Annotated in this window: 6 protein-coding genes; 5 read left to right on the forward strand and 1 reads right to left on the reverse strand. The window is 61.2% G+C overall.

The features are described 5' to 3' along the window. Nucleotides 1-279: 279 nt before the first annotated feature. Nucleotides 280-2295: a UvrD-helicase domain-containing protein gene (locus tag B0T39_RS16555; RefSeq protein ID WP_081548497.1), complete on the reverse strand. Its 2016-nt coding sequence runs from the start codon at nt 2293-2295 to the stop codon at nt 280-282. Between the two features lie 130 nt (nt 2296-2425). Between B0T39_RS16555 and B0T39_RS16560 the strand changes: the two genes are divergently transcribed. The 5 genes from B0T39_RS16560 to B0T39_RS16580 all read left to right on the forward strand — a co-directional run. Further along, nucleotides 2426-3247 (forward strand): symmetrical bis(5'-nucleosyl)-tetraphosphatase, encoded by an 822-nt coding sequence (locus B0T39_RS16560; RefSeq protein ID WP_081548499.1) that lies wholly within the window; start codon nt 2426-2428, stop codon nt 3245-3247. Nucleotides 3248-3551: 304 nt separating this feature from the next. Then, the gene (locus B0T39_RS16565; protein ID WP_176219582.1) at nt 3552-4757 is read left to right on the forward strand and encodes an MBOAT family O-acyltransferase; all 1206 of its coding nucleotides are present in this window, start codon (nt 3552-3554) and stop codon (nt 4755-4757) included. Between the two features lie 211 nt (nt 4758-4968). Next, nucleotides 4969-6006, forward strand: coding sequence for an SGNH/GDSL hydrolase family protein (locus B0T39_RS16570; protein ID WP_081548503.1), 1038 nt, complete (start codon nt 4969-4971; stop codon nt 6004-6006). Further along, nucleotides 6003-7157 (forward strand): SGNH/GDSL hydrolase family protein, encoded by a 1155-nt coding sequence (locus tag B0T39_RS16575; RefSeq protein ID WP_081548505.1) that lies wholly within the window; start codon nt 6003-6005, stop codon nt 7155-7157. Before B0T39_RS16570 ends, B0T39_RS16575 begins: the two co-directional genes overlap by 4 nt. A 118-nt stretch (nt 7158-7275) precedes the next feature. Then, nucleotides 7276-7512, forward strand: a 237-nt coding sequence (locus tag B0T39_RS16580; protein ID WP_176219463.1) for a transposase domain-containing protein, incomplete at its 3' end; no start/stop codon positions are given.

Consider the following 7512-nt stretch of genomic DNA (forward strand, 5'->3'; position numbering starts at 1 on the left):
CTGCCGGATGAAATGGCAATGTGCTATGTCAACAAAACCCCGCTGTAAGAAGGGACAGGTGCCCTTCGGAGGCGCATAGTGCATGATGGCTTCATCTGTTTAGGTCGTGAAGCGTCAGGCGCTTCGCGGCTTGGTGTGGGGATTCAGTGGGCTTCCACTTTCGCTTCACCCAGAGATGTTCCTCATTCTTCATATGGCGCCGCTGGCGCCATTTTCTTTTTGGCGGCCGGTATAGACCGTCGGCGCGGAAGCAAGTTCTCGCCTGGGTCGCCGGCGCCTTCATGAATCCGCCGGTTTCTCCTTATTGGCCAGCATGGCGCTGAGGCTGGCCAACCGCGATTTGCCCTCGGTTTTGCTGACGATGGGTTCGGCGCCGGGTTTGCCGAAGTGGCGCAGATCATCGCCGTTGATCTCGGAGATAAAGCGCGACGGCTCGACAAACTGCCATTCGCCGGCGCGTTTGCGCTTGACGCAATAGGTGAGCGTCAGCATGCGCTGCGCGCGGGTGATGCCGACGTACATCAGCCGGCGCTCTTCCTCCACCATGCCGTTGTCCACCGATTCGCTGTGGGGCAGGATGCCTTCCTCGGTGCCTACCAGGAACACGTAAGGGTATTCCAGGCCCTTGGACGCGTGCAGCGTGGACATCTTCACCGCGTCCACCTCGCCTTCCTCGCGGCCTTCCAGCATGGTGATCAGCGCGATGGTCTGGGTCAGCTCCACCAGATTCTTGCCACTGTCCTCGCCTTTGCGGCTGAGCCAGCTCACCATTTCCAGGATGTTTTTCCACTTGGTTTCGGCGATGCGCGGGCTGTCCTCGCTATCGTAAAGCCAGGCTTCGTAGCCTATGGCCTGCATCATCTCCATCGCCAGCGGGCCGCCGTCCTCTCGGGTGGCGCGGTATTGCAGGTTGGCGATGAAGTCGCAGAATTGCTCCAACGGTTCGAGTTGGGCTTTTTGCACCTGCAGGCGGAAGCCCTCCTCATGGGCGCAGGCGAACAGGCTCTTGCCGCGTTCGCCGGCCCAGGCGCCCAGACGTTCCAGCGTGGTGGCGCCTACGCCGCGCTTGGGTGTGGTCAGCGCGCGGATGAAGGCCGGGTCGTCGTTGGGATTGGCGATCAAGCGCATATAGGCCAGCATGTCTTTGATTTCCGGCTTGTCGAAAAAACTCTGGCCGCCGGCCATCTGGTAAGGGATGCGCTGGTTGCGCAAGGCTTGTTCGAAGATGCGCGCCTGGTAGTTGCCGCGATAGAGGATGGCGTAGTCCTTGAATTCGGTGCGGTATTCGAATTTGTGCGCCAGCAGCCTTTGCACCACGGTCTCCGCCTCGTGCTCTTCGTCCTTGCACTGAATCACGTGGATGGGCTCGCCCAGGCCCAGCTCGCTCCACAGCTGTTTCTCGAACAGCTTGGGATTGTTGGAGATCACCGAGTTGGCCGCGCGCAGGATGCGAGCGGTGGAGCGGTAGTTCTGCTCCAGCTTGATGATCTTGAGCTTGGGGAAGTCGCTTTGCAGCAGCCGCAGGTTTTCCATATTGGCGCCGCGCCAAGCGTAGATGGACTGGTCGTCGTCGCCCACTGCGGTGAACATGCCGCGCAGGCCGGTCAGCAGTTTGACCAGCTGGTACTGGCAGGTATTGGTGTCCTGGTATTCGTCTATCAGCAGGTAGCGCAGCTTGTGCTGCCATTTCTGCAGCACTTCTTCATTGCGCTGGAACAGTTGCACCGGCAGGCGGATCAGGTCGTCGAAGTCCATCGCCTGGTAGGCGCTCAAGGTGTCTTGATAGGCCACATACGTGGTGGCGCAGATGCTTTCCCATTCGCCTTGGGCTTCCAGAAGCATCTGGTCCGGCGTTTTCAGATCGTTCTTCCATAGAGAGATCTGGCTCTGCACCTTGCGCACCTCGTCCTTTGAGGTGGTTTTCAGAATGTCGGAGATGATCTTGCCGGCATCGAAGGCGTCGAGGATGGAGAATTGCGGTTTATAGCCTAGATGCGGCGCTTCCTGGCGCAGCATTTGCATGCCCAACGAGTGGAAAGTGGATACGGTGATGCCGCGGATTTCCGCCGGCGTCATCAGCTTGCCCACCCGTTCCAGCATCTCGCGCGCGGCCTTGTTGGTGAAGGTGATGGCGGCGATATTGCGCGCACTGATGCCGCCTTCGCGGATCAGGTGCGAAATCTTGAAGGTGATGACCCGAGTTTTGCCGGAGCCTGCGCCGGCAAGCACCAGCAAGGGGCCGTCAAGATACTGGATCGCCGCGCGTTGCGGCGGATTGAGCAAGGGAGCGGACATGGCGGTATCGGGGGAAGGGGCCCGGCGGGGCGCAGTAAATCGGTAACTCAGCCCGTGCATTGTAGCATGCGGTATCATGGCGCTATCCGCGGATGACAGTTTGGATCGATCCGCCACGCATGGAGTTTATATGGCCATCTACGCTATTGGCGACATTCAAGGGTGTTTCCAGCCGTTTCAGCAATTGCTGCGGCAAATCGACTTCAATCCCGGCAAGGATACCCTGTGGCTGACGGGCGACCTGGTCAATCGCGGGCCGCAGTCGCTGGAAGTCCTGCGTTGGGTGTTCCAGCATCAGGATCATGTAGAGATCGTGCTGGGCAACCACGACCTGCATTTGCTGGCGGTGTCCGAGGGTTTCGGCAAACTGCACCGCAGCGATACGGTGCTGGACATCCTCAACGCCGCCGACGGCAAGGTCCTGCTGGACTGGCTGCGCTGCCAGCCGATGATGATAGCCGGGCAGGGCTACGCGATGGTGCACGCTGGGCTGCTGCCGGAGTGGAGCATAGATCGCGCGCTGGACCTGGCGGAGGAAGTGGAGGCCGGGCTGTCCGGCCCCAGGCATCGTGAATTCCTGTCGCGCTTGTACGGCAACCGGCCGACGCGTTGGAGCGAGGAACTGCGCGGCGCGGACCGTTTGCGCGTGATCGTCAACGCGATGACCCGGATGCGTTTCTTGAACCGCGACGGAGAGATTGATCTTAATTATAAGGGCGAGCTGGAGAACGCGCCGGCCGGCCTGACGCCCTGGTTCGAGGCGCCGGGACGCTGGCAAGGCGAGATGCCGATTATCTGCGGGCATTGGTCTGCGCTGGGGGTGCATATCACCGAGGATGTGGTGGCTATCGACTCCGGCTGTTTGTGGGGCGGCAGCCTGACCGCGATGCGTTTGGGCGACCAAGCTTTATTTTCCTTGCCGTGTTCGGCTTATCGCGAAATTACCGCGTAAAGCATATTGGCGGCGGCGTCGTCGTAAATAAAATATCGGCAAGCCATAGTCAGCCGGGCCCTATGGCTGTCATAATCTCGGCTCTTGCCAGAGCCGTTTTTTTATTTGCATGAGTTACCTTTCGATTGAGTTCGCACTGGCATTCCTCGCCTTTTTCGCCCTGTATTGGTTGTGCCGCAAGCGCACGGATTGGCAGAATGGTTTGCTGTTATTGGGCAGTTACGCCTTTTATGCCAAGCTTGATTGGCGTTTTGCGCTGATTCTGGCCGTTTATACCCTGTTATTGACCCTGATATCGTCGCGGATGCTTGATTCCGTCCGTCCCAAGCGCTGGTTGCGCGTGGGTCTGCTGATGGCGGTGGGCAATCTGGCGGTATTCAAATACTTCGACTTCTTCCGCGAAAGCGCGCAAGCGGCCTTGCACGCGTTGGGCATTGCGGCGATATTGCCAGCGGTGGATTTCCTGATGCCGGTGGGCATCTCCTTTTACACCTTTCAATCGGTCAGCTATTTGGTGTCCTTGTACCGCGGCGAGTTGCGTTTTGCCCGGGCCAGGGAGTTGGGGCTGTTTCTGGCTTTTTTCCCGACCTTGCTGGCCGGGCCGATATGCCGGGCCACCGGTCTGCTGGAGCAACTGCGCAGCGGCGAGCGCCGCCACATCTTGCAACTGGACCGCGCGTTGGGGCTGATCGTATTGGCCCTGGCCAAGAAGCTGTGGCTGGCCGGCTGGCTGGCCAGCGCCTGGGTGGACCCGGTGTTCAGCGCGCCGGAAACCTACCATGTGTTGGAGGTCTGGGCGGCTTTCTACGCCTATGCCTTCCAGATCTATCTGGATTTCTCCGGTTATACCGATCTGGTCACCGCTTTGGCGCTGTTGCTGGGCATACAGTTGCCGCGTAATTTCGATGCGCCGTATCTGGCCCACAATCTACGCGATTTCTGGCGGCGCTGGCATATGTCGCTATCCAGCTGGATTCGCGATTACATCTATATCCCCTTGGGCGGCAACCGGCTGGGTTTTGCCCGCGCCCAGCTCAATTTGCTGCTTGCTATGGTGTTGTCCGGCCTATGGCACGGCGCCAGCCTGAAATACTTGGCGTGGGGCGGCATGCACGGCCTTGGGGTGGTCGGTTTGAATCTGGGAGACAAGCTGCTTGGCAAGGAGGCTTTGTCGCGGCGGCTGACCTGGCTGGCGCGTCTGCTGACCTTCCATTACGTCTGCCTGGCCTGGGTGTTTTTCCGCGCGCCGTCGCTGGAAGACGCCTGGAGCTTTTTGGAAGCGATGGCCGGCACCGGTCAGGAACTGACGCTGAACGCGCCGGGCTTCCTGGCGCTGAGCGTCGCGGCGTTTGCCGCGCAGCCCTATCTGGGCACGGCTTGCGAACGCGGCATCGCCCAACTGGGCCGCCTGCCGTGGTGGGGCAAGCCCAGCTTGCTGGCCGGCTGCGCCTTGTTGATCATCGTGGTGTCGCCGCCGGGCATTCCAGGTTTTATTTATTACCAGTTTTAGTCGCGCCAGCGCGGCGGCGCCTCCGCTGCCACGCTTTTTATTTCTTAGAACGTGTTTACGATCTCGCGAGCTAAGGCGAGACAAGGCGAAAACGAGCGAAAAAGCGGAATGTACAGGTGGTACATGAGCATTTTGAGCTCGGTTTCAACGCCGTATCGCCGACGCACAGCAGATCGTAAACAGGTTCTTACCGCGTTGAGGCAAGCGTCAAATGATCGCCCGTTCCGCCATCCGTCAGGCCCTGGCCATCCTCGGCAGCAGCATGTTGCTGCTGTGCTGGATTGAGCAGAGCTCCATCAACGCCTATTGGCGGCAGACCTTTCACCGTCCCAGCCAGCTGGAGGCCTTGTCCGAGTTGAGTGTCTGGCGTCTCGGAGCGGAACTGGGGTGGGAGTTCCGCGATCAGAGCCGAGGGCTGTTGACCAGGCTGGATCGTTGGGACGACGAGATGATCGCCTATTTCAACGCCTGCTGCTTGCGGTCGGCTTTGTCGCCGGAGGCGGCGCCGGCGGAGCCCGCCGCGACGCGGACAACGGCGGTTGCGTCTAGCGCTGCCCCGTTGCAGACATTGCCGTCGCCGTCGGCTCCGCCGCCGCAAGCGGCGGCCAAGGATCCCCGCATCTTGCTGCGGCCGGGGAGTAAGGTGTTGCTGGCCGGCGATTCCATGATGCAGGGGGTGGCGCCGCATTTGCTGCGGCCCTTGTTCAAGCTGCACCAGATCAAGGCGCTGGATCTCAGCAAGCAGAGCACGGGGCTGACCTACCCGGACTTTTTCAATTGGCCTGACACGATAGAACGACAGTTGGCGGCTAATCCCGACACCGGCCTGGTGGTGGTCTTCTTGGGCGCCAACGATACTTGGGACATGGTGGGCGGCAGCCGCTACATTCGCTTCGCCTCCGAGGAGTGGGAGCAGCGCTACCGCGAACGCATCCGAGCCATCCTGGCTTCGGCCCGAAAGCACCGGACGCAATTACTGTGGTTGGGCGCGCCGAATATGGGCAAGGACAAGCTCAATCGCGGCGTGCATTACATCAACGGCATCTTCCGCGAGGAAGTCGAAGGCGCAGGCCAGCGTTATTTGTCCACCCGCGAAGCCTTGGGCAGCGTGGACGAAGCGTTCACCAAATTCATGACGCTGCCCGATCAAGGCGAAGTGGCGGTACGTACCGCAGATGGCATTCATTTCACTCGCCAAGGCCAGGTATTGCTGGCGCGGCGCGTGTTGGCAGAATTGAGGTTTGAATGAAGTTGAGAATCAGCGCGGCATTGGCCTGCTGGCTGGCTGCGGCATCGGCGCTGGCCGCGCCGGTACAGGATTTCGGCGAGATGAATCTGGCAAGGCTGGCGTCGCGGCTGAAGGCGATTTCCACCGCCGTGCAGCCGGTGCGGGTCACTCAGCTGGGAGATTCGCATACCGCGGCCGATTATCTGACGGGCAAGCTGCGCGAGCGCTTCCAGGCCAAGTTCGGCGACGCCGGCATCGGCTGGACGCCGCCGATGGCGGTGCCGGGCCAGCGCCACGCCCTGGTGATAGCGCGCAGCGAGGGCTGGACCTTGACCAATAGCCGCAAGGACGGCGATCCGGACTTCCCGCTGGGCGGTTATATCGCTCAGGCCCAGCGACCGGGCGCCGCCATCAGCGTGTTGCCGCGCAATCCTTTGGACGGCTTGTGGCGGGTGCGCTTCCGCGTGCGCGCGTCCCAGGACGGCGCCGGCGCCTTGGAAGTGGACGACGGTCACGGCAGTCGCAAACTGAATCCGCCCGAGGCGGGCAGGGGCTGGCAGACGGTGGAACAGAAGCTGTATTTCCCCTTTGTGGTGCGCGCCGGCGCGCTGCCGGCGGTGGAGCTGGGTGGGATAGAGCTGGAGCGGCTGGCGCCCGGCGTGGTGCTGGACAGCATAGGCAGCAACGGCGCCCAGCTATCGATCTGGCAGCGCTGGGGCAAGAACTGGAGCGCGCAGCTGGCGGAGCGCAGCAGTGATCTGGTGATCCTGGCCTACGGCGTCAACGAAGCCTTTGACGATCGCCTGGACCTGATCGAGTACCAGCTCAATCTGCAGGCGGCGATCAACACCGTGCGCCGGGACCTGCCGCAGGCGGCCATTCTGATGCTGGGCGCGCAGGACGCCGCGCGTAAGCGCGGCGCGGCCAGCAAGGAGTGTTCGCCGGGACGGCCGCTGCAGTTGGCGGCGGTCAAGCGCATCCAGCAGAAAGTCGCGCGCGACAGCCATGTGCTGTATTGGGATTGGGAGCAGGCGATGGGCGGGCCTTGCAGCATGAAGCGCTGGCAGGCGCAACAGCTGGCGCGGCCGGACATGGTGCATTTCTCGCAGCAGGGCTATGCCAAGCTGGCCGACGATTTGTTCGATAACCTGATGGCGAGGCTCAGCCTGTGAGCGAGGCCGCCGACGGATAAGAAAAAGCCCCCTGACGGGGTAATGCCAGTCAGTTAAGACTTGCGGATGTAAATCCAGTAAAAAGGGGACATGTTCATCATGTTCCCTTTTTCGCTGCATGAGCCTACTACAACGCGCCTTACATGACACGCTGCCACACGCCCCTTCTCGGCTAGAGACATTGGCCGCATTGATTGACCCTGCCTGGATCGAGCAAGCACTCGCCGTTACCGGCAAAGCCTCCATTCGGCGCCGCAAACTTCCTGCTGAGCATGCCGTCTGGTTGGTCATTGGCTTGGCCCTCTTTCGCAACTTGCCGCTATGGCAGGTCGTGCAGCAATTGGCTCTGAGCCTC

Source organism: Chromobacterium haemolyticum (genome assembly GCF_002081825.1).
GTDB lineage: Bacteria > Pseudomonadota > Gammaproteobacteria > Burkholderiales > Chromobacteriaceae > Chromobacterium > Chromobacterium fluminis.

Bases quoted from the DNA above. Each gene is read 5' to 3' on its own strand.
- B0T39_RS16570 (WP_081548503.1), top strand. From the start codon at position 4,969: ATGATCGCCCGTTCCGCCATCCGTCAGGCCCTGGCCATCCTCGGCAGC.
- B0T39_RS16560 (WP_081548499.1), top strand. From the start codon at position 2,426: ATGGCCATCTACGCTATTGGCGACATTCAAGGGTGTTTCCAGCCGTTT.
- B0T39_RS16565 (WP_176219582.1), top strand. From the start codon at position 3,552: ATGCTTGATTCCGTCCGTCCCAAGCGCTGGTTGCGCGTGGGTCTGCTG.
- B0T39_RS16575 (WP_081548505.1), top strand. From the start codon at position 6,003: ATGAAGTTGAGAATCAGCGCGGCATTGGCCTGCTGGCTGGCTGCGGCA.
- B0T39_RS16555 (WP_081548497.1), bottom strand. From the start codon at position 2,295: ATGTCCGCTCCCTTGCTCAATCCGCCGCAACGCGCGGCGATCCAGTAT.